The following is a 24,211-nucleotide window of genomic DNA, read 5'->3' as shown; positions in this document are numbered from 1 at the left end:
CGCCCCGACATCACGCACCGCGGCCCCGGCAGACGGCATCACAGCGGCGACCTGACGGACGTCGCCGAGCCACAAAAAAAACTCAACGAGGAGACCATCAGTATGAGAAGGACGCTTTCTATTGCCCTGGTTCTGGGCGCGGCAGGCAGCACGGCAGCCAGCGCGCAATCCGGTGTGACTCTCTATGGTGTCATCGACGCCCCGATCGAGTATGTCAACAAGATTGCACAAGGTGCGCCGTCGGTCGTCAACGGGCAGTTAGTCCAACAGCCTGGTGGCAACCGCTTCGGCATGCCTTCCGGCGGAGGACTGGCGGGCGGACGTTGGGGCCTGCGTGGCACGGAAGACCTCGGAGGTGGAATGTCTTCGTTGTTCGTGCTGGAAAGCGGCTTTGCCGAAGATAGCGGCGCGTCATTGCAGGGCCGGTTGTTCGGGCGGCAGGCCTTCGTTGGCATCCAGAACCGCTTTGGGCAACTGACGCTTGGCAGGCAGTATTCGTCGATGTTCAATGCCTTCTCCAATTTCGCTCCGCTGCGCTATGCGGTGATGTATGAACCGGTTGGCGCCATGCTGGGTGGTAGCGCCCGTTCGGACAACACGGTCAAGTACACCGGTTCGTTCGGCTCGGTGACGGCGGTAGCGCATTACTCATTTGGCGTCGGAACTCCTACCATTGGTGTTTCTCCGCTGCTAAATGGCGGCGCGGGCGAGGTGCCGGGGCATGCGGGAAACAACGCTGGGTGGGGGGCCGGGGCCTATTACCTAAGTAACGGATTCGGCGTGAGCGTGGCCTACGATGAATGGAATCCGACGATGGTCGTCGGCCAGGCCGGCAAGTCGCGCAAGGCTGGCTTGGCGGCCAGCTACAGCATCGGTCCAGGTAGCATCATGGCGGCCTATCGTTGGGGGAACACCGACTACGCCAACCACGTAACGCTGGCGAAAGAGAATTTCTTGTGGGTGGGCGGCACTTACCAGGCCACGCCAGCAATTGGCCTGACGCTGGCCTATTACTACTGGGACATTAGCTCGGTGCGGGTATCGCCGACGGCGACGGCCACGAATCCGGCCAAGCCGTGGCAGGTTGCCTTCGTGTCGACCTACAGCCTTTCAAAGCGTACCGATGTGTACCTGACCTCCGCGTACGCGAGAAATGCCGCGCTGAACTTCGACACATCGCTCACCGGTTTTGGCAGCGGCTACTATCCCACGCCGGGGCAACGCGGCATGCTTGGCGTGGCGTTGGGTGTCCGTCATAGATTCTGAAACACAACGGAGGCGGGCGGGTCATCAGGGACGCCGGAACCTTGCGGTGCGGGCTTCGATCCGCCGGGTCCCGGTCTTTGCGATCTGGCCAGCGCCAGAAAATCCCGGTTAGTTCCAGACAATAAAACGCCGTTTAGCGCCGCCCCAAGCGAGGCCGTAGGCGGCCACGTCTTCGAGTGAAGAAGCCGGCCGCCGATTCAGACCACGAGTATTCGATTTTCCCGACGAGTGGCCTGGCCTTGCCAAAGTAACAACAGTAGCCGCGCGCGCAACTGGTCGCAGACAGGTGTGGACGTCGGATGGGCGTCGCCTTTCATACAGGTTTCCAGCGAATGGATCTATAGTGCAACCCGCTCAAGCAGCAGTCTCTTGTTGGTCTTGCCGACGCTCGTCTCGGTTACCGGCCAGCCGCAGCGCGGTCGCGGGCGAAGCCGGCGAACCAAGCCAGGCTCGCAGGATTGGCCATGGTGTCGGGATTCGCCACGTTCTCCAGCGGCTGTCCCAGCAGCAGCTTCTTGATCGGCAGCTCCATCTTCTTGCCCGACAATGTGCGGGGAATGGCAGCCACCTGGAATACTTCGTTCGGTACGTGCCGGGCCGACAGCGCCACCTTGATACGGTCGCGGATGGTGGCCGTCAGTCCTGGCGTCAGTGCAATATCGGGCCGCAGGACGACAAACAGCGGCATGTAGGATTCGCGCCCGAGGTATTCGAGATCGACGACCATGCTGTCCAGGACTTCAGGCAACGCCTCTACGGCCCGGTAGAGCTCGCTCGTACCCATGCGGATGCCGTGGCGGTTGATGGTGGCGTCCGAGCGGCCATAAATGATGGCACCGCCACGCGGCGTGATGCGCACCCAGTCGCCGTGGCGCCAGATGCCGGGATAGGTATCGAAGTAGCTGTCTCGATACCGCAAGTTGTCCTTGTCGTTCCAGAAATAGAGGGGCATCGATGGCATCGGCGCCGTGCAGACGAGTTCTCCTACCTCGTCAATCACGGATTTTCCGGCGTCGTCGAAGGCCTCTACCCGCGCGCCGAGGCAGCGGCACTGCATTTCCCCGAGGTAGACCGGCAGTGTGGGAACGCCGGCGACGAAACAGCCCGCGAAATCCGTCCCGCCCGACAGCGCATTGATCCACACCGGTCCGACGCGGTCGAGAATCCAGCGGTAGCTCTCGGGCGACAGTGGCGATCCCGTCGACCCGATCGCGCGCAGATGCGCGAGATCGGCTGCCACGCGCGGCTCGACACCGGACTTGAGGCACGACTGGAAATACGCCGCGCCAGCGCCGAAGAAGGCGACCTTCGCCTCGTCGATGAACCGCCAGAGCGTCTCCATGTTCGGGTAGCCCGGATTGCCATCGAACAGGCACACGGTGGCCCCGGCCAGCAATCCGCCGACCTGCAGGTTCCACATGATCCAGCCGGTGCTGGCCTGCCAGCAGAAGCGGTCGCCCGGATGCAGGTCCAGATGGAGCGTGGTGAGCTTGACATGCTCGAGGACGATGCCGCCTTGCGAATGGACAATGGGCTTCGGCAGGCCGGTCGTGCCCGAGGAGTAGACAATCCAGAGCGGATGGTCGAACGGCACATGCTCGGGATCGAGCGGGACGTCCAACGAAATCGCTTCCGCCCACGCGACGCCGCCGCGAAACTCGTAGCACGACGATTCATCGGCGAGCCCGGGCACCAGCACAACCCGCTCCACGCTCGGCAACTGCTCCAACAGCGAGTGCAGGAGCGTGCGGCGGTCGAACGCCTTGCCACCGTAGTGATAGCCGTCGACCGCGATCATCACCTTGGGCTCGATCTGACGGAAGCGATCCAGGACCGCCAACTCGCCCATGTCGGGCGCACATGCCGACCACACCGCACCGATGCTTGCCACCGCCAGGAATGCAACGATGGCCTGCGGCGTATTCGGCAGGTACGCTGCCACGCAGTCGCCGCAGTCCACGCCCATGCCGCGCAGCGATGCCGCCACCGACGCGACCTGCTGTTCGAGTTCGGCCCAGCTCATCTCGCCGGTTTCACCGACCTCATTGCGATAGACGATAGCGGGGTGATCCGTCGTGGCATGGCGAAACACCTGCTCGACGTAGTTCATCTGAACGCCCGGGAACCACGTGGCGCCCGGCATGCTGGCCTCGGCAAGCGCGACTATGGGCATCTGCGGTGACACAATGTCTGCCCATTCCCACAGTGCCAGCCAGAAGTCGCCGATATGGTCGACCGACCATTGCCACAGGGCGTCGTAGTCGGCGAAGGACAGGCCGCGCTCCCGCTCGAGCCACTGCATGAACGCCGTGACGCGTGCGCGGCGGATGGTTTCGGATGACGGTGACCATGCGGGCACGGCCGTTGCTGTGGCGTCCGGCAAGCCGGCAGCAGATATCGAAGTGCTGGAAATGCTCATTGCTGGGTACTCATCTTGGCTGCGTGCTGTAACGACGCAGCCTGGAGGTTTGGATGCTGCGCGAGGTCAGGCGGCGAGGTCAGGCGGATACCGCCGCAGGCGATGCCGCAGTGGAAGCGACATCCAGCCGGATATTGGCGAAATTTGCCAGTTCCGATTCGTAGGTGCGCATGGCGCGCAGGAAGCACAGTGCGGCAAGCAGGCCAAACGCGGGCATGACAGCGAGCGCAGTCTGCAGGCCCCAGGCATCGGATACGAGGCCGCCCACGAAGGGCCCGACAGCGAGGCCAAACAGGTTCTGGAACAGGGACAGCATGGCCGCGCCAGTGGAGCGCACGCCCGGATGGATCACGTTGAACACCACACTCGAAGCCGGCGCTACCGAGCACATCATCATCAGGCCGCCAAGCGCGATCAGCAGGAACTGCTGGTTGGGGGCCATCGAGCTGCCAAACGCGGTCACGAAGACCACCAGCGTCGCCGTGGCGAGCGTGGCCATCATCACGAGCTTGTTGCGAGGCCGGCGTACCGCGACGGCGTCTGCGGCCACGCCCCAGATGAAAGAGCCCGCCGCGCCGCAGAGCACGATGACCGCGGCTTGCATGGCCGCCTTGTCCGCGGCGACGCCATGGTACCGGTGGAAATAGCTGGGCAACCAGGACCATATCGTCGACACGACAATGAGCTGGAACGCGGCGCCGAGGCAAGTCCACCAGACGGCAGGCGAACTGGTCAGGGTCGTGGCGATCTGCCTGGCGAACCCCGTCACCGATTGCCTCGCTTGATCCATGCGCGGGGCGAGCGCAACAGTCTTGTAGTCCGGCACCAGCAGGTACAGAAAAGCCAGGACCAGCCCCGGGATGCCCACCACACCGAACGCCGCCTGCCAGCCCCAGCGGGCTGCGATGACGCCGCCCAGCACCACGCCGAGCACGGAGCCGATCGAAGCAGCAGCGAGAAACGCGCCGAGCAAAGTAGCGCGCAGGCGCTTCGGAAACAGGCTCGCAATCAGGGCGCCGCCCACTGAGCCGTAGCCGGTCTCGCCAGCGCCCACGAGGGCCCGCGCGAGGAAGAGCTGGCTGTAATTGCGCGTGAACATGCAGGAGATCGTGGCCAGGCTCCACACCGTGGCCATGATGAAAATGCTCTTGACCCGGCTGTAGCGGTCAGCAAGCAGCGCGACGGGAAGGCCGCCCACGGCGACGACGATGGAAATGATCGACACCAGGCCGCCGAGCTGCATGTCGGACAAGCCCCAGGCAGCCTTCATGTGGGGGAACAGCGAAACGATGACCTGGCGGTCAATGTAGTCGAACAACATCAGCGCAAAGGTCATCGCGAAGGCGAACCAGGCCTTGGGCCGGCCGACGAGATAGCCATCGTTGCCTTCTGTACCCGAGGCGGCGGAATGCGGGTTCATGGTCTGTGTCTCCAGCGCGGAAGCTTTTTCATGGAAAGCTACCTTTGATGTGTTCCGACTTCGCATCGGCGGGGGCGGCTTCTCAGCCTGAATACGGCCCAGCCCCTTCGGATGCGGGGCCGGGCGACGCCGGGATCAGGCCGCGCGCAACGGAACGCCTCGTACACCGGGCTGGCGGTTGGGCGCCATGCCGTTGGCCGCGAGCGTCTCGTCGATGCTGTCGTACCAGGTACCGATGCGGTAGATCTCCCGCGCTTCCTTGCCGCTGGCGATCTCGCGACCCAGTTCGTTGGCAACGCGCACGCACTGCTGCACTTGCTGGACCGACGTCATGCGATTATCGCGCTGGTCGGTCAGTGTGTCTTCGGTGCCCACGCGTGGATGGAAGCCCATCGCCAAGGACATCATGTTGAGCGGAAGAACGTTCCTGAGAAGGGACTCCGAGGTGATGCAGATGCCGTCAGCGGCGCGCTGTATCAGGTTCATGAAATTGAACGGGTTGGGGCCGTCGGCACCGCCGGCGATACCGATCCAGGTCAGGTTCACCGGGCCCTTGTAGATGCCGCGGCGGATCATTCGCTCCAGCGTGTCATAGGAGTGAATGCCGGCCAACTGAAAATGCGGTTGGATGCCGGCGGCCTGAAGGCGCCGAAGGTGTTCTTCGACCCAGCCCGGACCTGCCGGCACGGTCATCTCACGGTAGGCTTGCGCCAAGGCCGGCTCGGCGAGCGACGTTCCCCTCACTGCCTCAGGCGTCATCAACTCCATGATATTCATCTGCGTGGTGTTGATGGCCACCGTGACCTGGTCCGGCTTGGGATCCAGTTCGGCCAGCATGTGGCGGGCGTCGTCGGAGAGCCACTTTGCGGCCTGACCATCGTCTTCGGGAGCAAAGGAGATGGAGCCGCCCACCTGGATAATCATGTCCGGCACGGCCTTGCGCACGCCGGCGATCAATTCATTGAACTTGGAAAGGCGCTTGGAGCCCTTGCCGTCCAGTTCGCGCACGTGCAGGTGCAGCACCCGGGCGCCGGCCTCGTAGCAGTCCACGGCCTTTTGGATTTGTTCCTCCATCGTCACGGCGATGTCTTCAGGGAAGTCGGACGGCATCCATTCCGGCGCATATGGGGCGACGGTGATGACCACCTTCTGCTGGTTTTCGGGGTGCAGCGAGTCGTCGAGGAATTGCATGGTTTGTCTCCTTCGGGGTCTGGTTGGGTATGGACTCAACTTTAGGTCGCCGGTGCGGTAGACTCTTTCGTTCAGGCGCCAAATTTTTTCGTTTTGGCGCCACCCCGGGGAATCCCCTACGACGCCGTGAGAGGATCCCCCGGGCAACCCGATGCAGTGCACTGGAGCACAAAGTGACGGAACCGATGGTTCGGGCAAGAGCCTTGAGCGGCTATCTGCAGGTGGCCCGGAGGTTTGGGCTCGCCCCCCAGGAATTGCTGCGGCAGGTAGGGCTCGACGCCACAGTCTTGGCCGATCTGCAGCGTCGTATTCCTATCTCGGCCGTCTGCCAGTTGCTGGAAGCGGCCTCTACCAGCGCAAAATGCGCGACATTCGGCCTACAGATGGCCGACACGCGCCAGCCATTTGACTTCGGCGTTCTCGACCTGTTGCTGTCGCACAAGCGAACCCTGCGCGAGTTGCTCCTGGCGGCCGTGCAATATCGGCACCTTCTCAATGAAGCTCTGGCGATCCACGTCGAAGATGGCCGGGAAATGGTGGTTGTGCGTGAGGAAATCACTGCCGAACCCGGAACTTCGACCCGCCAGGCAACGGAACTTGCCGTTGGGCTATTGGCGCGAACCTTTGTCGGTCTGCTCGGCGAGCACTGGAAGCCGAGGAGCGTCAACTTCGCCCACTCTGGCCCGCCGGATCTGAGCTTCCATCGACGTTTCTTCGGATGTCCGGTTGTCTTCGACAGCGATTTCAACGGCATCGTTTGCGCCGCCGAAGACCTTGACCGCCCAAATCCGAATGCCGATCCGGAACTGGTCAGATATGCGGAAAGCTTGGCTAAGCCGCTCAACGTATCAGGGCCAGGCTCAATTGTCCTGGATGTGCGCAAGGCAATTTACCTGCTTCTGCCGATCGAGCAAGCTACGGTCGACGAGGTAGCCAACCACCTGCATCTGAGCGTCCGCACGATGCAACGTCAGCTTGAGCTGGCAGGCACGACGTTCTCGAATTTGATCGAGGAGGTGCGCCAGGAGCTTGCCGTGCGCTATCTGAGCAACTTGCGCTATCCGATTGGGAGGGTGGCAACGCTGCTTGGATACTCTAGACAGTCATCGCTCACCCAGTGGTTCACTGCACGGTTCGGCATGAGTCCTCGCGCGTGGCGATCTTCACAGGAGAATAAACTTTCGTCTCCAATGAGCTAACTCACTACGATCCGGAGACCCCCAGACGCCCGGGAAACCCTTGTCCCCGGCTAACACTTCCCCTTACCGGGTGTGTAAGGGACTTGCACCCTCAAGGGAGTGCGCCCTGCAGGGTGAACCAAACAAAAACCCCGGACACCTTACGATTCCGGGGTAAAAAAAGACAGTGAAGTCAACACACTGGCGCGATGCCGGCACCACCTCATTGCGCGCCAAAAGCAATGAGACCTAACGGCTCACGTAAAACGCACCACTTGTATCAAACTTTATTCAGTGTGGGCAAACCAATTGATTCAAAGTTTATTCCTTGTTTCAACCTTTATTCCCACAAAACAACAGCGTGAAATCAACCAGCGAAGTTCTTGCTGGCGAAGTCCCAGTTCACYACRTTCCAGAATGCCTCSACGTACTTCGGACGGGCATTGCGATAGTCGATGTAGTAAGCGTGTTCCCACACATCGCAGGTCAGCAGCGGCTTGGCGTCGGTGGTGAGCGGGGTGGCGGCGTTGGAGGTCGAGACCAGGTCCAGCGAACCGTCGGTCTTCTTCACCAGCCAGGCCCAGCCCGAACCGAAGGTACCGACCGCGGTCTTGGTGAATTCTTCCTTGAACTTGTCGAAGGAGCCGAACTTGGCGTTGATGGCATCGGCCAGTGCGCCGGTCGGCTGGCCGCCGCCGTTGGGCTTCATCGAATCCCAGTAAAAGGTGTGGTTCCACACCTGGGCGGCGTTGTTGAAGATGCCGCCGGAAGACTTCTTGACGATCTCTTCGAGCGTCGAGTTTTCGAACTCGGTGCCCTTGATCAGGTTGTTCAGGTTGGTGACGTAGGTCTGGTGATGCTTGTCGTGGTGGAACTCCAGGGTCTCCTTGGAGATGTGCGGAGCGAGCGCATCATGCGCGTAGGGCAGCGGGGGGAGAGTATGTTCCATTGTTCTGTCTCTGTCTGTGGGGTTGAAGATCAGGAGTTGTCGATTGTAGGGGACTTGCCATACCCGCGCAAACGCGGCAAACAAAGCCCCTTCGATCATATTAGTTTGATTGATATGCCAGCGCTGTCGGCGGCCCGCCGACGCGCGCCAGGCCTACCGTTCCGCCAGCCGCGGCTGCACGCTGGCGATGCTGGCGTCGGCCACGCCCTCGGCCAGATGCACCTCGATGACGCTGCCCGCGCGCAACTCGGCCGGCGAGCGCAAGGCGCGTCCACGCTGGTCCAGCAGCACGGCGTAGCCCCGCTCCAGGGTGCGCTGCGGCGCCAGCAGCTCCAGCGAGCCTGCGGCGCGCTGCCAGCGCTGTGCGGCACGCTCGTGCTGGCGCTGCGTCGCATCGCGCAGGCGCAGCGCCGCGCGGCGCAACTCGGCCTGCGCCAGCGCCACACCGGGACGCCCGGCCGCCCAGCGCATGGCTAGCACCTGCTGCCGGTGCCGCTGGGCCGCCACCGTATCGCGCAGGGCGGCACGCAGATGGCGCATCAGGTTGTCGACCTGCAGGCGGCGCTCCTGCAACTGGGCCTGCGGGCTGCGCAGGCGGCGGGCCAGCCAGTCCAGGTTCTGCCCGCGGCGGTCGATCTGGCCCTGCATGTTCCGGGCCAGCGCGTCGCGCGCGCGGTTGGCCTGCATCAGCATGTGGGCGCGGTCCGGACTGACCAGTTCGGCAGCGCCGGTGGGTGTGGGAGCGCGCACGTCGGCGACGAAGTCGGCAATGGTGAAGTCGGTTTCATGGCCAACCCCGGAGACCACCGGCACGGCGCAGCGCGCGATCGCCTGTGCCACGCTTTCCTCGTTGAACGACCACAGGTCCTCGATGCTGCCGCCGCCGCGGCACAGGATCAGTACATCGCATTCGCTGCGCGCGCTGGCGGTATCGATCATGGCGGCGATCCTGGCCGCCGCGCCGGCACCCTGCACCGGCACAGGGTAAACCACGACCGGCACATGCGGCGCGCGCCGGCGCAGCGTGCTGAGCACGTCGCGCAATGCCGCGGCCTGCAGCGAGGTGATCACGCCGATGGTGCGCGCATGGGCGGGCACGGGCCGCTTGCGCTCGGGCGCGAACAGCCCGGCCTGCGACAGTTTTTCCTTCAGGCGCAGGAAGGCTTCGTAAAGATTGCCGAGGCCCGCGCGGCGCATTGCCTCCACGCCGAGCTGCAATTCGCCGCGCGCCTCGTACATCGACACCAGCGCCCGCACCTCGACCGCCTCGCCCTCGCGCGGCGAAAAGTCGACATGCTGGTTGCGGCCGCGGAACATCACGCAACGGATCTGGGCGCGCGCGTCCTTGAGCGAGAAGTACCAGTGACCGCTCGCGGCACGTGTGAAATTGGAGATTTCGCCCCGGACCCAGGTAAGCGGAAAGCTGCGCTCCAGCACTTGGGCGATAGCGTGGTTGAGCTCTCCGACGGGGATCGCTTCGCGCGTGCCGGGAGGTGCCATAGGCTGCGGTTCACGCGAAAAGTTCAATGGTTCTGACATGGCTCACGGCCGGGCAAGCGGCGTGCAATTGACATGTCCACAGCATAACCCGTCTGTCAAGCCTCCCTGCACTCGCAGGGCAGCCACCACACCATTCCCCTTGATTTGATACAAGCCTTTGATTCTTATGCCCTTTCCACACTCATATTTTTTAGGCAATGTAAGCAAACCCCTTATGCGTCAACGACTTACCGACTGCGCCCCCGGCTTGTTCACAAAGTTATCCACATCTTTTCTGGACAACCTTGCTTGAGGCACCCAGCCTGTGGATAAGCAATCAAAGGCCATTCACAATGGAACCCGGATCGCTAAAAAGAGCGCTTAAAGCAACTTATTCAACCCTGCGCACCGCGCCACCGGGGAAATCAGCCGAACAGCCGGAAAGGCCCCCGAACCCGGGTGCTGCCCGTTTTTTAATCAACCGCGATGGAGCGCTTTCCAATCAATGACTTAGGCCGCTTCTCAGATAGTTTTCCACAACCCATCCACAAGACTGTCCCGGAGGAATGTGGAAAGGGAGAGACTTGGCAGGATTTTTCTCCTTCCGGGGTGCGTAAGCCCTCTGCGGGCCCCATCTGGCGTGTTCTGCACATAATTTAAGCAGTCAGGAAACATCATTTTAAAATCAATAACTTAGCAATCCTTTCAGGCTTCTGTCCACAACCGGTCCACAGCACTGTCCTGTTTTAATGTGGATAGCTGGCGCATGAATTCTGGCCGTTCCGTTGCTGGCCGGAGGGTGTCCTCGCCACTCACGGGCTGCCCATTTTTTAAGCTGCCCACACTTTGTCCTTTTGAATCAACGACTTGACCTCATTGTCAGCCTACTGTCCACAATTCATCCACAGCACTGTCCCTGTTCCATGTGGACATCCCGCCTGTAGACACCCGGACGCCCCCGCGCGCGATGCGCTTCCGATACACCGCAGTGCTGCGTCTTGCCGCGCCCGGTGCTGCGGGTTAGAGTGGCGCCTGATTTTTTCAAATACAGCCAGCGCGCAAACGGCCGCGGCGGCTGGCATGAGAGACAAGCTGTCGAATCGGGGTCCCACGTGTTTTCTATCATTCAAGCGGCCGGCTGGCCGATCTGGCCCTTGTTGCTGGCTTCGGTCATCGCCCTGGCGTTGATCGTCGAACGTTTCCTCAGCCTCAAGCGCAGCAAGGTGCTGCCGGCCAGGCTCTACGATGAAGCCCTGTCGGTGGCGCAGCAGCGCCGCGCCACGCCGGAGGTGGTCAATACGCTGGAGCAGAATTCTCCGCTGGGCCGCGTGCTGGCCGCCGGCCTGCGCCATGTGGCGCTGCAACCCCAAACCTCGCGCGATGCCGCCAAGGAAGTGGTGGAAGAGGCCGGCCGCGCGGTGGCGCACGAACTCGAGCGCTACCTGAACGCCCTCGGCACCATTGCCTCGGTGGCGCCGCTGATGGGCCTGCTGGGCACCGTGATCGGCATGATCGAGATCTTCGGCAGCCAGGGCGGGGCCGGCGCCAGCCCCGAACAACTTGCCCACGGCATCTCGGTGGCGCTCTATAACACGGCATTCGGCCTGATCGTCGCGATTCCGGCACTGATCTTCTGGCGCTACTTCCGCCGCCGCGTGGACGATTACGTGGCGGAACTGGAGTTCCGCGCCACCGCCTTCCTGGACGCCATCCTGCCGCAGCGCCGCGCCTGACCCGCCATGCACTTCCGATCCCGCCAGCGGCGTGAAGAACCGGAGATCAACCTGATCCCGTTGATCGACGTCCTGCTCGTGATCCTGATCTTCCTGATGATCACGACCACGTACTCGCGCTATACCGAGCTGCAGATCCAGTTGCCGACCGCCGACGCCGAAAAGGCGCAGCAGCGGCCCGGCGAGATCGTGGTTTCGGTCTCGGCCAAGGGCGTGTACTCGATCAACAAGCAGATCATGGACCAGCAGGACGTGACCAGCCTGGCGCAGCGCCTGCGCGAGGTTGCCGGCCCGGCCGACGGCCAGCCGCCGGTGCTGATCGTCAATGCCGATGCGCAGGCCACGCACCAGTCCGTGATCAATGTCATGGAAGCCGCCCGCCTGGCCGGGCTGCCCAGGCTGACCTTCGCCACGCAAAGTTCGCAGGCGCGCTGACCTGCCGGATTCACGCTCCGCGCGAGCCGCACCTTGCAGCGGGCGCCGCAAGGTGCCCATAATGACTGGGTAGCATGCGGGTCCTGCCCGTCCGCGGCGCCAGCGCGCCGCCATGCTGTCCCCGGCCCGCCCCTGCCCTTCACAACGCAACACGCTTGCCCAGCCCGGCCAACCACGCCCATGCCCGCTCCCCGCCACGCCCTTGCCGACTTCGTCACCGCCCAATGGCAGCGCCGCGGCTGGTTCGCCTGGCTGATGCTGCCGTTCTCGTGGCTATTCGGGCTGATCAGCGGCTGGCGGCGGCTGGCGTACCGGCGCGGCTGGTACCGTTCGACGCGGCTGCCGATGCCGGTGATCGTCGTAGGCAATGTGACCGTGGGCGGAACCGGCAAGACCCCGGCGGTGATCGCGCTGGCCCACGCGCTGGCCGAAGCGGGCCTGCGCCCGGGCGTGGTTTCGCGCGGCTACGGTGTTACGCTCAAGCATCCGCGCCGGGTCAAGCCGAACTCCAAGGCCAGGGACGTGGGTGACGAACCGCTGCTGATCGCGCGCGCCACCGACGTGCCGGTCTGGGTCTTCCCCGACCGCGCGCTGTGCGCGCAGACCATGCTCGTCTCGCATCCCGGCGTCAATGTGCTGCTGCTCGACGACGGCCTGCAGCACTACAAGCTGCAACGCGATTTCGAGATCGTGATGTTCGATACGCGCATGGGCGGCAACGGTTTGCTGCTGCCGGCGGGTCCGCTGCGCGAATCGCTCTCGCGCCGGCGCGATGCCACCCTGATCAACGACCCCGACTTCCGCGCCAGCCCGGACAAGCCGGATGTCTATGGCATGCGCCTGGTGCTCGACGACGCCTGGCAACTGGCCGACCCGACCATGGCCAAGCCCTTGTCCACGTTTGCCGGGCAGCGCGTGCTGGCCGCCGCCGGCATCGGCAACCCGGAGCGCTTCTTCGCCAGCCTGCGGGCCGCCGGACTGGCGCCCGACACCATGCCGCTGCCGGACCACTACGACTTCGCCGATGACCCCTTTGCCGGCGATCCTGTCGCGCAGGCTGCCGACGCCATCCTGATCACCGAGAAGGATGCCGTAAAATGCGAGCGCTTCAGTGACCCGCTGGACCCGCGGATCTGGGTCGTCCCCACCACGCCCGTGATCGACGCGGGCCTGATCGACAAAATTCGCCGCGCCGTCGCCGCGCATGCCCAGGCCGCTCCCACGGCGGCGGCTGCCGCGACCGCTGCCGGCCACATCAAGGAAACGCAAGATGGACAACCGGCTGCTTGAAATCCTGGTCTGCCCGCTGTGCAAGAGCAAGCTGGAACATGACCGTGCCGCCCAGGAACTGATCTGCCAGGTCGACAAACTGGCCTACCCGATCCGCGACGGCATCCCCATCATGCTTGCCGACGAAGCACGCCAGACCGTGCCCGGCACACTGGTTTCGCCGGAATAAGCGGAGCGCATCATGTCGCTGCCCGCTTTTACCGTCGTCATTCCCGCCCGCCTTGCCTCGACCCGGCTGCCCAACAAGCCTCTGGCCGATATCGGCGGCAAGCCCATGATCGTGCGCGTGGCCGAGCGGGCTCATGCCTCTTCGGCGCAGCGCACGGTGGTGGCCACGGATGCGTCCGAAGTCGCATTGACCTGCGCGGCGCACGGCATCGAGGCCGTGCTCACGCGCGCCGACCACGCCTCGGGCACCGACCGCCTGGCCGAAGTGGCCACGCTGCTGGGCCTGCCGGACGACGCCATCGTGGTCAATGTGCAGGGTGATGAACCCTTGATCGAGCCTGGCCTGATCGACGAGGTGGCCCTGCACCTGGCGCATCACGCCGATTGCGCCATTTCCACCGCCGCCCACCCAATCGGCGACATCGCCGAGGTCTTCAACCCCAACGTGGTCAAGGTGGTGTGCGATGCCGCCGGCCGCGCGCTGTATTTCTCCCGCGCGCCGATCCCCTGGGCGCGCGACGCCTGGGCCGGCGTGCCCACCGCGCCGGCCGCCACTGCACAGGTGGCACTGCCCACCATGCCGGTGCTGCGTCACATCGGCCTGTACGCCTACCGTGCCGGGTTCCTGCGGCGCTTTCCCACGCTGGCGGCCGCGCCGCTGGAGCAGACCGAGGCACTGGAGCAGTTGCGAGCGATGTGGCATGGCGAACGGATCGGCGTGCTGGAGACGGCCGCCGCGCCCGCGCCGGGCGTCGATACGCAGGCCGATCTGGAGCGCGTGCGCGCATTGTGGGCGCAAGTCATGGCGCAAGAAGGCCCTTGAGCGCACTTGCAGGTGGCCGCCAAGTGTCGCGGCCATCATGCAAGCCACAACAAGTCATGACACATGTCACCGCTGCGGCAAGCCGAAATCACGCCGCCTCATGGCATAATGCTTGACGATACAGAGCCGTCGGACGCCCGGGCGTCCGGCCAAGGCTCGGTGGGGAGATGAAAAGTGAGCCCGTTCGGCACCCGCCCGCCCGCAGAGGCAGTGGCTAAAGGCGTGCCGGCCGTCAACAGACCAGACTCCGATCCGAGGCGCGCCATTCCTGATGGCGCGGTAAGCCTCGCGTCAAGTTTCGGCGTTACCCTCCTTCCATTCCCCCTGCCACACCAGATTCAAAACTCTGAGGACCCGTAATGCGTTTGATCCTGTTGGGCGCACCTGGCGCCGGCAAAGGCACGCAAGCCCAGTTCATCTGCGAAAAGTTCGGCATCCCCCAAATCTCCACGGGCGATATGCTGCGCGCCGCGGTGAAGGCCGGCACGCCGCTAGGCGTGGAAGCCAAGAAGGTGATGGATGCAGGTGGACTGGTGTCGGACGACATCATCATCGGCCTGGTCAAGGACCGCCTGCAGTCGGCCGACTGCAGGAACGGCTACCTGTTCGATGGCTTCCCGCGCACCATTCCGCAGGCCGAGGCCATGAAGGACGCAGGCGTGGCGATCGACTATGTGCTGGAAATCGACGTGCCCTTCGACGCCATCATCGAGCGCATGAGCGGGCGCCGCGTCCATGTGGCGTCGGGCCGTACCTATCACGTCAAGTACAACCCGCCCAAGACCGACGGCGTGGACGATGTCACCGGCGAACCGCTGATCCAGCGCGACGACGACAAGGAAGAGACCGTCAAGAAGCGACTTGACGTCTATTCCCAGCAGACCCGCCCGCTGGTGGACTACTACTCCAGATGGGCCGCCGAAGGCGATGCCGGCGCCAAGGTCGCGCCGCCGCAATACCGCAAGATCGCGGGCGTTGGCAGCGTGGAGGACATCACCGCGCGTGTGTTCGACGCATTGAAGTAAGTCACGCACGGCAAGCCATGCGCAGAAAAGCGACCCTCGGGTCGCTTTTTTTGTTTCTGCGCCATGCGCCATGTGCGTCGCGTCCAGATTGACGTTTACGTAAACGTTATGCCACCATCCAATATCCGCGGCACCGGAACATCACAAGCACTCAAGCAGGCACTCAAGCAACCACACAAGCAGGTTCGAGCGAGGAAGACAAACATGGAAATCCGAGACAACGTATTTATCATCACCGGCGGCGCCTCCGGGCTCGGCGAGGGCAGCGCCCGCATGCTGGCGGCCGCCGGCGGCAAGGTAGTGATCGCCGATCTCAACGAGGCCGCCGGCACCGCGCTGGCCGCGGAACTGGGCGGACAATTCGTGCGCTGCGACGTCAGCAGCGAGGCCGACGGGCAAGCCGTGGTGGACGCCGCCATCGCTTTGGGCCGCCTGGCCGGGCTGGTCAATTGCGCCGGCATCGCTACCGCCAACAAGACGGTCGGCAAGAACGGCCCGCACCCGCTGGACGCCTTCGACAAGACCATCCGCGTCAACCTGATCGGCACCTTCAACATGATCCGGCTCGCCGCCGCGGCCATGGTGCGCAACACGCCGGATGCCGAAGGCGAGCGCGGCGTGATTATCAACACCGCCTCGGTGGCGGCGTTCGAGGGCCAGATCGGGCAGGCGGCCTACGCCGCCTCCAAGGGCGGCGTGGTTGCCATGACCCTGGCCATCGCCCGCGACCTGTCGCGCGACGGCGTGCGCTGCATGACGATCGCGCCGGGCCTCTTCGAGACACCGATGCTGCTGGGCATGCCGCAAGAGGTGCAGGACGCGCTTGGCAAGATGGTGCCGTTCCCGTCGCGCCTCGGCCGCCCGGCGGAGTACGCGAAGATGGTCGCCGCCATCGTCGGCAACACCATGCTCAACGGCGAGGTGATCCGGCTCGACGGCGCCATCCGCATGCAGCCGAAGTAAAGGCGCCGGCGGGCGGAGGCGCGCTGGAGCAACGTCCGGCCGCCGCTGGACTCACCGCTCAACCCGCCACGTACGCCGTCTTTACCGTGGTATAGAACTCGGCTGCGTAACTGCCCTGCTCACGCGACCCGAGGCTGGAACCCTTGCGGCCGCCGAAGGGGACGTGGTAGTCGACCCCGGCCGTCGGCACATTGACCATGACCATGCCGGCTTGCGCATGCCGCTTGAAGTGCTGCACGTGCTTCAGCGAAGTCGAGCAGATCCCGCTGGCGAGGCCAAACTCGGTGTCGTTGGCCAGTTCGAGCGCGTGCTCGTAGTTCCTGGCGGGAATCACGGTGGCGACGGGTCCAAATATCTCCTCGCGGCAGATCCGCATGTCGTTGCTGCAATCGGCGAAGATCGCCGGCGTCAGGTAGAAGCCGGGCGTGGCGCGTGTCGCCTGTTCGCCGCCGCACACCAGCCGGGCGCCCTCCTCGCGCCCGATGGCGAGGTAGCGCAAGTCCTGCTCCAGCTGGTCGCCACTGGCCACCGGGCCGATGTCGGTGCCGGCGTCGAGGGCGTGGCCGATCCTGAGCGCGGCCGTGCGCTCCTGCATCCGTTCGACGAAACGGCCATAGACGCCCTCCTCCACGATCAGCCGGCTGGATGCGGTGCAGCGCTGCCCTGTGGAGAAGAATGCGCTTTGCACGGCGCACTCCACCGCCAGGTCGAGGTCGGCATCGTTGAGCACCACCATCGGGTTCTTGCCACCCATTTCGAGCTGGACCTTGGCCAGCCGTTGCGCGGCTGCCTGGGCCACGCGCCCGCCAGTGGCCACGGAGCCGGTGAAGGAGATCGCGGCGATGCGCCTGTCATCGAGCATGGCCTGCCCCACTTGCGAACCGCGCCCCATCGCCAGGTTGAATGCCCCCGCCGGCAATCCCGCGCGGCTGATGATCTCCGCCAGCGCCCAGGCGCAGCCCGGCACGAGTTCCGCGGGCTTGAACACGACTGTATTGCCGTACGCCAGGGCCGGCGCAATCTTCCAGGCGGGAATCGCCATCGGGAAGTTCCATGGGGCAATGATGCCGACCACCCCGACCGGCTCGCGCGTGACTTCGATTTCCACGCCGGGCCGTACCGAGGCCAGCTTGTCGCCGCGCTGGCGCAAGGCCTCCCCGGCGAAGTACTTGAAGATATTCCCGGCGCGAGCCACCTCGCCGATGCCTTCCGGCAGGGTCTTGCCCTCTTCCCGCGACAACAGCAGGCCGAGCTCCTCGCGCCGCGTCAGGATTTCGGTACCGATCCTGTCGAGCGCATCGGCGCGTTGCTGTGGCGTGCTGGCGCCCCACAACGGCGCGGCGGCCTGGGCGGCGGCGAAGGCCTGGCCGGCCTGGGCGGCATCGGCCAGCGCGTAGTGGCCGATGATGTCGGTGGTGTCGGACGGATTGACGTTGGCAGCAGCGGATGCGCCGTCAAGCCATTGGCCGTTGATAAAGTTCTTGTACATGGTCATGTCGGGTTCAGGTATCGAGCAGTGAGAGTTCTACTTGCTTGAGGCGGTGGACAATGCCTTTGACGAATTCCAGCGTGACATGGGACAGCACGCGCTGGCATGGCGTAATGACGCCGACCGTCAGCGCATTGACGTTGGGCTCATCGAACGGACGCCACACCACTTCGCCGCTTTCGATCTCATCGAGGAAGGCCAGTTTCGAGAAAAAGGAAATGCCCCGCCCGGAGGCGACAAGGCGCTTGAGCAGGGTGGTTGAGTTGCACGTGACGCTGGGCGTCAGCAAATCCCAGAATTCGGCGAACTTGGGCGAAACCACGCCCTGGATGGGCGAGCGGCCCTCCAGGCGCAGGAAGGCATGATTGCGGCAGTCCGCGAAGCTGAGCCGTTCTTTCTTCGCGAGGGGATGGGACGAGGCCATGACAACGCCGGGCGGCAGCGAAACCTGTGCCACCACCTCCAGCCCGGCAGGCAGCTTGGCGATGTAGGTGACGCCCACATCGTACTCACCGCCCAGGATTTTCGGCGCGACGTCCCACGGCGTGACGGCGGTGATAGCGTATGTCACTGCCGGGTACAACTCGGAGAAATCCTCCACGGCGGAGGGAAGGAAGTCGAGGAACATGGAATCCATCGCCGCTACCGACACATGCCCCTTGCGCTCGTCCTTGAGTTCATCCAATTCACTGCGCATCACATGGAAGTCGTTGAGCGTCGCACGGATGTGCTGGAGCATCCGCTCACCGGAAGCATTCAGGCGGATGCCGTTGGGTAGCCGGTCGAACAGCTCGGTGCCCATCTCGGCCTCGAGCTTCAGGATTTGCCGATTGACCGCACTGGATGCGACATAGAGATTCTGCGCCGCCTTGCGGATCGATCCGCATCTTGCGACCTCGACGAAGTACTTCAAAATGCTGGCGTGCATGATCTGCTCTATCCATTCATGGCGTGCGCCGTCCGGCTGGCCAGCGCACAAGCCTAATGTTCGCTCCGGACAGGATACGCCGCAACCAGAGGGTGATCGCAGGCCAGCGGCCCGACGTAATCGGCACCGCCCGGCGAGCCGACACCGCTCACATGCTGCGCAAAGAACTCCCGGTTCACGGCGGCAAACACCGCCTCCGCGGGCGGCAGCTCCGCTTCGTCATGGATGGCTTCAGTCGGACACACGGAAACACAGATGCCGCAGCTGATGCATTCATCGGGGTGGATATAGAGCGTGCGTGCGCCCTCGTAGATGCAATCGACGGGGCAGCATTTCACGCAGGCGCCGTCCTTGACATCGATACAGCCGGAGGCAATGACGTAGGCCATCAGCGCCCGCTCCACTGCGGCTTGCGCTTCTGCTGGAAGGCCAGCACGCCCTCGTGCGCATCCTCGGACTGCAGCGCGTTGACCAGGGCAGGCAGCCGCAGCGCCTGGGCATCGGCCGGCGACAGGGTCGAGGTGCGGCGCACCACCTGCTTGATCGCCTGCTGCGACAGCGGCGCGCAGGCCAGCAGCGCATCGATCCAGACTTGCACCGCCGCATCCAGTTGCGCGCGCGGCACCACTTCGTTGATCAGGCCGATCTCGGCGGCCTCGCGTGCCGGCATGCGGCGCCCCGTCAGCAGCATGGCCATGGCCTTGCGGAACGGGATCTGACGCTGCAGCAGGGTCATGCCGCCGTCGAGCGGCATGCGTCCCACCAGCGCTTCGGGCAGGCCGAAACTGGCGTCCTCGCAGGCGACCACGATATCGCAGCCCAGCACCATCTCGAAGCCGCCGCCGAGCGCGAAGCCGTTGACGCGGGCGATGACGGGCACGTTCAGCGTCTCGCGCAGCGCGATGCCGCCGAAGCCGCCGGGACGCGCTGCACCCCAGTATTCCAGGCCGGTGGTGGACGGGTTCTTCAGATCGGCGCCCACGCAGAAGGCGCGGTCGCCCTCCCCCGTCAGCACGACGACGCGCACGTCGTCGCGGCGCTCAAGTTCCGTCCAGATGCGTTGCAGTTCGGCCTCGGTGGCCAGATCGACCGCGTTCATCACCTCGGGCCGCGACAAGGTCACCGTGGCGACGAAATTCTCGATTTGCAGATGGACGCTCATTCTGCCTCCCCATGCACGGCCGTGGTTGCCGGCATGCCCGACAGTTCACGCAGCACATCGTCGTTATGCTGGCCGAGCCGCGGCGGCGGGCGGCGCAGGCTGACGCGGGCGCGCGACATGCTGATGGGGCTGCCGACGAACCTCACTTGCTGGCCCTCCCCCGGGCCTTCCAGTAGCAGCTGGTTATGCAAAGTCTGCGGATCCACCAGTGCTTCACGCAGGTCTCGCACCGGCGCGCAGAGGATGTCCTGCGCTTCCAGGCGGGACAGCCAGTGTTCGCGCGTGCCGGCGCCAAAGCGATCGCGGAACGCCGCCTGCAGCGCGGCCTTGTTGCGGAATTGCTGGTTCAGGTCGCAGTAGCGCGGATCGGCGGACATATCCTCGATCTCGAGCGCCGCGCAAATGTCGCGCAGCGGGTTCTGCTTGAATGCGCCCACCATCACCAGCGGACCCGTTTGCGTATCGAATACGCCGGACAAGGGCATGGCCGCCCAGTTGACCTCGGAATCCTCCATCATGATCATGGCCGCTTCCTGCATCTGCATGGCAAGCATGGAGTTGTACAGCGACACGCTGATCTTCTGCCCCTCGCCGGTGCGGGCGCGGTCCAGCAGAGCCAGCAGCACGCCCTGCACCATGTGCATGCCGGCGGAATAATCCGCCAGCGCGGTCGGGTAGACCGAGACCGGCACCGAATCGTCGGAGCGGCGCGCCATCACGCCGGTGACGGCCTGGGCCAGCACGTCCTGGCCGCCCTTGTGCGCATAGGGACCGGATTCGCCGAAGCCGGTGCCGACCGCGTAGATGATGCGCGGGTTCAATGCACGGCAAGCCTCGTAGCCCAGGCCCATGCGGTCCATCACGCCCGCGCGGAAATTATTGACGACGACGTCGGCGCCCGCGATCAAGGTCTTCACGTGCGCCATCTGCTCCGGATCCCGCAGGTCGAGCGCAATGCTGCGCTTGTTGCGGTTCAGGCTGCAGAAGATGGGGTTGTCCGCGCCGGCAACCGGCGCGAAGGTGGAGCGGCTCAGATCGCCCGAACCGTTGCGCTCCACCTTGATGACGTCGGCGCCGTAGTCGGCCAGCGTCTGCGTGCACACCGGACCCATCATGACCTGGGTGAAATCGATGACCCGGATGCCGCTCAGGGGCAGGTCTTGCGCCATATTGTTGCTCTCCATTGTATTTACGCTGCCTCCGCCTGCCGCACGTAGGCGGCCAGTGCAGGAATATCGGCGTTGCGGCCGGCCTGGTCGCCGGGATCCGCGCCCTGCGCGCGCAAGGTCTTCTGCACCGTGCGCACGTCGACGTCGCGCACGGAAACATTGGCGCTGAGCGCCAGCGCGGCGGCGACGCCGGCGGCTTCGCCCATCGCCATGCAGGGCGGGATCTCGCGCGAGATCTTCTGCGCCTGCGAAGTGGCGGAGTAGTGGCGGCCGGCCACCAGCAGGTTGTCCACCTGCTTTGGCAGCAGCGCGCGATACGGCATGTAGTAGTCACGGCCGCGCGCGATGCTATCGTCAAAGCGCACCCGCTGCGCCACGTCTTCCTTGGACATCACGTACTCGCCTTCGAGCAGGCGGGTCTGCCGCACGCCCGTCTGCGGTGCGACGTCGATCACATGGCACTGCTCGAAGCCAGGCAGGTTCTCGCGCACGAACTCGACCACGGCGTGGATGTGCTGGCGCCCCTGGATTTCGGCACGTGTCAGGTCTTCCGCCTTGAGGCCGTCGATGCCCGCCATGTGCGGGCAGTTGCACCACACCACGCCAGGCAGCGGCGTCTTGAGCCACCACAGGCCCCACGAGCCGCCAAGGATGCGCTTGACCTGGCGGTCGAGTTGCGCGTAGGCCTCCGGTTCTTCGTGCTCGAAGCGCTCGGCGGCTTCGGTGTCCACGCCGCCCAGGCGGAACACCGTGGTGGTGATGTAGCTGCCGCCGGCATGCGGCGCGCCCGCGGAGGCCGCGACATCGAGGTCGCCGGTGGCGTCGATCACCACGTCGGCGAGGATGGCTTCGCGCCCGCTCTTCGTTTCGCAGATCACGCCCCTGACCTGGCCGTCCTCTACCAGCGTCTGCGAGAACCAAGAGTGCAGCCGCAGCTTGACGCCGGCTTCCTGCACCATGTCGAGCGCGACGCGCTTATAGGCATCGGGGTCGAAGGCCGCGGCGAAGCACACCGGGTGCGGCGTCTTCTGGCTGTGGAAATCGAACGTGCCCCAGCGGCCCCAGCGCCGATAGGCGGCAGGATCCTCGCCCCACTCGTTCGCGCGGGGGAAACTCGCCAGGCCCAGCGCCGCCATGCGCTCGATCATGGTCATGCAGTTGCCGCGCACGGAGATCTCCTGCAGGTGGCTGTCCCACATATCGTCCAGCACCAGCACCATGCCGCCCGAGGCAAGGCCGCCCAGGTGGTTGTAGCGTTCGAGCAGAATCGTTTCGGCGCCGTTCCTTGCCGCGGCAAGCGCGGCCGACAGGCCGGCCGGGCCGCCACCCACCACCACCACGCTCGCCTTGGCCGCGACGCGCACATCGCGCGCCGGCTGATGGATCCAGTCATTGATCTTGTTCATTTGCATCTTCTGATTTGTATCTTCTGAATGGTTGTTGTCACGCGGCGCTCAATGCGATTGTTCAGGCTGCCACGTGATGAGCCAGCGTTCGACCAATGCGATCACCAGGAAGAAGGTGCCGGACAGCGCCGCGCACATGATGATCGCCGCGTAGAGCAAGGCGGAGTCAAAGGCGTAAGTGGCCTGGATGATCATGGCGCCGACGCCTACCGTGGCCCCGACCCATTCTCCGACCACCGCGCCGATCACCGACATCGACGCCGCGATGCGCAGGGCGGAAAAGAGATAAGGCAGCGAGTTGAGCAGGCGCAGCTTGAAGAAAATCGCGCGCTTGCTGGCCGACAGCACCCGCATCAGCTCCAGCGATTGCGGATTGACGGCTTCCAGCCCGCGCACCATGTTCACCAGTGTGGGGAAGAAGCACACGATGGCGGCGATGGTGATCTTCGGCTCGATCCCGTTGCCCATGATCAGCACCAGGATCGGCGCCTTGGCCACCACCGGGATCGAGTTGATCATGACCGCCACCGGGTAGAAAATCTCCTGCAGCGTCTTGTTATGAACGAACACGGTCGCCAGCAGGATGGCGAGCAGGTTGCCAAGCAGGAAGCCGCCTGCCGCTTCGATGGCGGTGGGAACCAGGTTCTGCAGCAGGACATCGCGCTTGTCGAAGAATGTCTGCAGCACCAGGCCAGGAGATGGCGCGATAAAGGGCTTGACGTTGAACCCGGCCACCACGGCCCACCAGGCGAACAGCAGCCCCGCGATGCCGAGCGCGGGCAGGACGCGGGCGCGCCAGATGCGCCGCCGGCGGCTGGCGTAATAGGCGTCCGCCTCCGCGTCCGCGCCGACAGCGGGCAGGTTCAGCTTCATTTCCGATGTGCTCATCAGCAAGTCTCCAGCACGCGGCGCAGATGCGCGGATAGTGTTACGAACTCGGGGGTTTCGCGCACATCCAGGGTGCGGCTTTCAGGCAGCGCCACCGGAACGATCTCCTTGACCCGCCCGGGATTGGCCGCCAGCAGGAGCACGCGCTGGCCGAGGAATGCCGCTTCATGGATGCTGTGCGTGACGAACAGGATCGTCAGTCCCATTTCTTTCCAGACCCGCCGCAATTCCTCGTTGAGCCGGTCGCGGGTGATTTCGTCCAGCGCGCCGAACGGCTCGTCCATCAGGAGCACCTTCGGATCGCTGACCAGCGCGCGGGCGATCGCGACGCGCTGGCGCATGCCGCCGGACATCTCGTGAGGCAAGGCGTCCTCGCGCCCTTTCAGGCCAACCAGCTCCAGCAGCTCGCGCGGCGTTGCCTTGCCCGCGCGCGTCTTGCCGTTGCCGACTTCAAGCGGCAGCTCGACGTTCTGCAACGCCGTGCGCCAGGGCAGCAGCGCCGCATCCTGGAACACGAAGCCAATATCGCGACGGGCCCGTGCAACCGCCGGGGGTTCGTTGAGCACGCGGATGTCGCCGCGGCTGGGCTTGACCAGGTCCGCCACCACGCGCAGGAAGGTGGACTTGCCGCAGCCGGAAGGGCCGAGCAGCGTCAGGAATTCCCCCGTTGCCACATCGAGGCTCAGGCCTTCGATGGCTGTGGTGCTGCGGCGGTCGGTAAAGAAGCGGACGTTGATATTGCGGCAGCTGATCGAAAGCCCGGTGGCCGCGGCTGCGGGAACACCGGCGCGTGCGGCGGGCCGTGGATTGCGTAGCGTGGCTTGCATTGG

At 64.6% G+C, this 24,211-nt stretch carries 22 protein-coding genes; 9 read left to right on the top strand and 13 right to left on the bottom strand.

The features are described from left to right. Positions 1-102: 102 nt before the first annotated feature. Positions 103-1,266 carry a porin gene (locus tag AC1DQ3_RS08950; protein ID WP_477120025.1) on the top strand — a complete coding sequence of 388 codons (1,164 nt, stop codon included), beginning with the start codon at positions 103-105 and terminating at the stop codon, positions 1,264-1,266. A 397-nt stretch (positions 1,267-1,663) separates the two neighbouring features. Here AC1DQ3_RS08950 and AC1DQ3_RS08945 read toward each other — a convergent pair whose 3' ends face one another. The 3 genes from AC1DQ3_RS08945 to AC1DQ3_RS08935 all read right to left on the bottom strand — a co-directional run bounded on the left by AC1DQ3_RS08945 (position 1,664) and on the right by AC1DQ3_RS08935 (position 6,296). After that, the gene (locus AC1DQ3_RS08945; protein WP_477119834.1) at positions 1,664-3,685 is read right to left on the bottom strand and encodes an acetoacetate--CoA ligase; all 2,022 of its coding nucleotides are present in this window, start codon (positions 3,683-3,685) and stop codon (positions 1,664-1,666) included. Between the two features lie 79 nt (positions 3,686-3,764). Continuing rightward, positions 3,765-5,105 carry an MFS transporter gene (locus tag AC1DQ3_RS08940; protein WP_477119833.1) on the bottom strand — a complete coding sequence of 447 codons (1,341 nt, stop codon included), beginning with the start codon at positions 5,103-5,105 and terminating at the stop codon, positions 3,765-3,767. A gap of 135 nt (positions 5,106-5,240) precedes the next feature. Beyond that, complete coding sequence (locus AC1DQ3_RS08935; protein ID WP_477119832.1) at positions 5,241-6,296, bottom strand: beta-keto acid cleavage family enzyme; 1,056 nt, start codon at positions 6,294-6,296, stop codon at positions 5,241-5,243. Between the two features lie 185 nt (positions 6,297-6,481). Between AC1DQ3_RS08935 and AC1DQ3_RS08930 the strand changes: the two genes are divergently transcribed. Continuing rightward, entirely contained in the window at positions 6,482-7,495 is a 1,014-nt protein-coding gene (locus tag AC1DQ3_RS08930; RefSeq protein ID WP_477120024.1) for an AraC family transcriptional regulator, read from the top strand. A 346-nt stretch (positions 7,496-7,841) separates the two neighbouring features. Here AC1DQ3_RS08930 and sodB read toward each other — a convergent pair whose 3' ends face one another. Together sodB and xseA are read right to left on the bottom strand one after the other, a co-directional pair. After that, entirely contained in the window at positions 7,842-8,423 is a 582-nt protein-coding gene (gene sodB, locus AC1DQ3_RS08925) for a superoxide dismutase [Fe] (protein ID WP_477119831.1), read from the bottom strand. 153 nt (positions 8,424-8,576) lie between these two features. Next, the gene (gene xseA, locus AC1DQ3_RS08920) at positions 8,577-9,962 is read right to left on the bottom strand and encodes an exodeoxyribonuclease VII large subunit (protein WP_477119830.1); all 1,386 of its coding nucleotides are present in this window, start codon (positions 9,960-9,962) and stop codon (positions 8,577-8,579) included. Positions 9,963-11,014: 1,052 nt separating this feature from the next. Here xseA and AC1DQ3_RS08915 point away from each other — a divergent pair. The 7 genes from AC1DQ3_RS08915 (at position 11,015) to AC1DQ3_RS08885 (ending at position 16,339) form a co-directional block, all read left to right on the top strand. Continuing rightward, on the top strand, positions 11,015-11,635 hold the full coding sequence (locus tag AC1DQ3_RS08915; RefSeq protein ID WP_477119829.1) for a MotA/TolQ/ExbB proton channel family protein: 621 nt from the start codon (positions 11,015-11,017) through the stop codon (positions 11,633-11,635). A gap of 6 nt (positions 11,636-11,641) precedes the next feature. Next, positions 11,642-12,070, top strand: coding sequence for an ExbD/TolR family protein (locus AC1DQ3_RS08910; protein WP_477119828.1), 429 nt, complete (start codon positions 11,642-11,644; stop codon positions 12,068-12,070). A gap of 180 nt (positions 12,071-12,250) precedes the next feature. Further along, a complete protein-coding gene (lpxK, locus tag AC1DQ3_RS08905; RefSeq protein ID WP_477119827.1) occupies positions 12,251-13,360 on the top strand; it encodes a tetraacyldisaccharide 4'-kinase in 1,110 nt (369 codons plus the stop codon). Continuing rightward, on the top strand, positions 13,341-13,529 hold the full coding sequence (locus AC1DQ3_RS08900; RefSeq protein ID WP_477119826.1) for a Trm112 family protein: 189 nt from the start codon (positions 13,341-13,343) through the stop codon (positions 13,527-13,529). The genes lpxK and AC1DQ3_RS08900 overlap by 20 nt, the downstream gene beginning before the upstream one ends. Before the next feature lie 12 nt (positions 13,530-13,541). After that, entirely contained in the window at positions 13,542-14,351 is an 810-nt protein-coding gene (gene kdsB / locus AC1DQ3_RS08895) for a 3-deoxy-manno-octulosonate cytidylyltransferase (RefSeq protein ID WP_477119825.1), read from the top strand. 359 nt (positions 14,352-14,710) lie between these two features. Continuing rightward, entirely contained in the window at positions 14,711-15,376 is a 666-nt protein-coding gene (adk, locus tag AC1DQ3_RS08890) for an adenylate kinase (protein ID WP_477119824.1), read from the top strand. A gap of 204 nt (positions 15,377-15,580) precedes the next feature. Then, on the top strand, positions 15,581-16,339 hold the full coding sequence (locus tag AC1DQ3_RS08885) for a 3-hydroxyacyl-CoA dehydrogenase (protein ID WP_477119823.1): 759 nt from the start codon (positions 15,581-15,583) through the stop codon (positions 16,337-16,339). A gap of 58 nt (positions 16,340-16,397) precedes the next feature. Here the strand turns inward: AC1DQ3_RS08885 and AC1DQ3_RS08880 are convergent, their stop codons facing one another. Genes AC1DQ3_RS08880 through AC1DQ3_RS08845 form a run of 8 tightly spaced genes read right to left on the bottom strand, consistent with a single transcriptional unit; the run spans position 16,398 to position 24,208 of the window. Continuing rightward, positions 16,398-17,828, bottom strand: a complete 1,431-nt coding sequence (locus AC1DQ3_RS08880) for an aldehyde dehydrogenase family protein (protein WP_477120023.1) — start codon at positions 17,826-17,828, stop codon at positions 16,398-16,400. A gap of 13 nt (positions 17,829-17,841) precedes the next feature. Next, complete coding sequence (locus tag AC1DQ3_RS08875) at positions 17,842-18,756, bottom strand: LysR family transcriptional regulator (RefSeq protein ID WP_477119822.1); 915 nt, start codon at positions 18,754-18,756, stop codon at positions 17,842-17,844. 53 nt (positions 18,757-18,809) lie between these two features. Beyond that, positions 18,810-19,145, bottom strand: a complete 336-nt coding sequence (fdxA, locus tag AC1DQ3_RS08870) for a ferredoxin (RefSeq protein ID WP_477119821.1) — start codon at positions 19,143-19,145, stop codon at positions 18,810-18,812. Further along, entirely contained in the window at positions 19,145-19,918 is a 774-nt protein-coding gene (locus AC1DQ3_RS08865; RefSeq protein WP_477119820.1) for an enoyl-CoA hydratase-related protein, read from the bottom strand. The genes fdxA and AC1DQ3_RS08865 overlap by 1 nt, the downstream gene beginning before the upstream one ends. After that, on the bottom strand, positions 19,915-21,102 hold the full coding sequence (locus tag AC1DQ3_RS08860; RefSeq protein ID WP_477119819.1) for a CaiB/BaiF CoA transferase family protein: 1,188 nt from the start codon (positions 21,100-21,102) through the stop codon (positions 19,915-19,917). The genes AC1DQ3_RS08865 and AC1DQ3_RS08860 overlap by 4 nt, the downstream gene beginning before the upstream one ends. Positions 21,103-21,107: 5 nt before the next feature. After that, entirely contained in the window at positions 21,108-22,493 is a 1,386-nt protein-coding gene (locus AC1DQ3_RS08855) for an FAD-dependent oxidoreductase (RefSeq protein WP_477119818.1), read from the bottom strand. Between the two features lie 48 nt (positions 22,494-22,541). Then, complete coding sequence (locus AC1DQ3_RS08850) at positions 22,542-23,381, bottom strand: ABC transporter permease (RefSeq protein WP_477119817.1); 840 nt, start codon at positions 23,379-23,381, stop codon at positions 22,542-22,544. Beyond that, on the bottom strand, positions 23,381-24,208 hold the full coding sequence (locus AC1DQ3_RS08845; protein ID WP_477119816.1) for an ABC transporter ATP-binding protein: 828 nt from the start codon (positions 24,206-24,208) through the stop codon (positions 23,381-23,383). The genes AC1DQ3_RS08850 and AC1DQ3_RS08845 overlap by 1 nt, the downstream gene beginning before the upstream one ends. Positions 24,209-24,211 lie beyond the last annotated feature (3 nt).

Source organism: Cupriavidus sp. 01T418 (assembly GCF_056398885.1).
This window is presented reverse-complemented; position numbering and strand designations above follow the sequence as displayed.

Coding starts and splice junctions, on each gene's coding strand:
- AC1DQ3_RS08950 (WP_477120025.1), top strand. CDS start 103: ATGAGAAGGACGCTTTCTATTGCCCTGGTTCTGGGCGCGGCAGGCAGC.
- AC1DQ3_RS08945 (WP_477119834.1), bottom strand. CDS start 3,685: ATGAGCATTTCCAGCACTTCGATATCTGCTGCCGGCTTGCCGGACGCC.
- AC1DQ3_RS08940 (WP_477119833.1), bottom strand. CDS start 5,105: ATGAACCCGCATTCCGCCGCCTCGGGTACAGAAGGCAACGATGGCTAT.
- AC1DQ3_RS08935 (WP_477119832.1), bottom strand. CDS start 6,296: ATGCAATTCCTCGACGACTCGCTGCACCCCGAAAACCAGCAGAAGGTG.
- AC1DQ3_RS08930 (WP_477120024.1), top strand. CDS start 6,482: ATGGTTCGGGCAAGAGCCTTGAGCGGCTATCTGCAGGTGGCCCGGAGG.
- xseA (WP_477119830.1), bottom strand. CDS start 9,962: ATGTCAGAACCATTGAACTTTTCGCGTGAACCGCAGCCTATGGCACCT.
- AC1DQ3_RS08910 (WP_477119828.1), top strand. CDS start 11,642: ATGCACTTCCGATCCCGCCAGCGGCGTGAAGAACCGGAGATCAACCTG.
- lpxK (WP_477119827.1), top strand. CDS start 12,251: ATGCCCGCTCCCCGCCACGCCCTTGCCGACTTCGTCACCGCCCAATGG.
- AC1DQ3_RS08900 (WP_477119826.1), top strand. CDS start 13,341: ATGGACAACCGGCTGCTTGAAATCCTGGTCTGCCCGCTGTGCAAGAGC.
- kdsB (WP_477119825.1), top strand. CDS start 13,542: ATGTCGCTGCCCGCTTTTACCGTCGTCATTCCCGCCCGCCTTGCCTCG.
- adk (WP_477119824.1), top strand. CDS start 14,711: ATGCGTTTGATCCTGTTGGGCGCACCTGGCGCCGGCAAAGGCACGCAA.
- AC1DQ3_RS08885 (WP_477119823.1), top strand. CDS start 15,581: ATGGAAATCCGAGACAACGTATTTATCATCACCGGCGGCGCCTCCGGG.
- AC1DQ3_RS08880 (WP_477120023.1), bottom strand. CDS start 17,828: ATGTACAAGAACTTTATCAACGGCCAATGGCTTGACGGCGCATCCGCT.
- AC1DQ3_RS08875 (WP_477119822.1), bottom strand. CDS start 18,756: ATGCACGCCAGCATTTTGAAGTACTTCGTCGAGGTCGCAAGATGCGGA.
- fdxA (WP_477119821.1), bottom strand. CDS start 19,145: ATGGCCTACGTCATTGCCTCCGGCTGTATCGATGTCAAGGACGGCGCC.
- AC1DQ3_RS08865 (WP_477119820.1), bottom strand. CDS start 19,918: ATGAGCGTCCATCTGCAAATCGAGAATTTCGTCGCCACGGTGACCTTG.
- AC1DQ3_RS08860 (WP_477119819.1), bottom strand. CDS start 21,102: ATGGAGAGCAACAATATGGCGCAAGACCTGCCCCTGAGCGGCATCCGG.
- AC1DQ3_RS08855 (WP_477119818.1), bottom strand. CDS start 22,493: ATGAACAAGATCAATGACTGGATCCATCAGCCGGCGCGCGATGTGCGC.
- AC1DQ3_RS08850 (WP_477119817.1), bottom strand. CDS start 23,381: ATGAGCACATCGGAAATGAAGCTGAACCTGCCCGCTGTCGGCGCGGAC.
- AC1DQ3_RS08845 (WP_477119816.1), bottom strand. CDS start 24,208: ATGCAAGCCACGCTACGCAATCCACGGCCCGCCGCACGCGCCGGTGTT.